Source organism: Clostridium tanneri, from assembly GCF_033659955.1.
Classification (GTDB): Bacteria; Bacillota; Clostridia; order Clostridiales; family Clostridiaceae; genus Clostridium_AM; species Clostridium_AM tanneri.
Genome location: NZ_JARUJP010000102.1, coordinates 1 through 334 on the forward strand (window position 1 = coordinate 1; position 334 = coordinate 334).

General features: G+C 36.5%; 1 protein-coding gene. It reads right to left on the minus strand.

The genetic code is table 11. The features are described 5' to 3' along the window. Positions 1–334, minus strand: a 334-nt coding sequence (locus tag P8V03_RS19125) for an Ig-like domain-containing protein (protein WP_318799388.1), incomplete at both ends; no start/stop codon positions are given.

A 334-nucleotide genomic window follows, 5' to 3' on the forward strand; every position in this document is an offset into this window, starting at 1 on the left:
GGTTACATTTGCATTTACAGTACTTCCATCTTCTAATGTTACTTCTACTACAGATGGAAGATTTAATAAATCTACTGTTGTTCCATTTGCTACTGTTTTATCTTCTATTGTTCCTACTGAACTTATGTTCTTTGTTACAGGTACTGCTGCCTGCACTGTTACCTTCATTGACGCAGTCTTACTTCCTGTGTTTGTTACGTTCGTTGGATTTACTATCGTTCCTGTTAGTGTATATGTTCCTGCTGTACTTCCATTATAGCTTGATGTATCCCAGGTTACATTTGCATTTACAGTACTTCCATCTTCTAATGTTACTTCTACTACAGATGGAAGG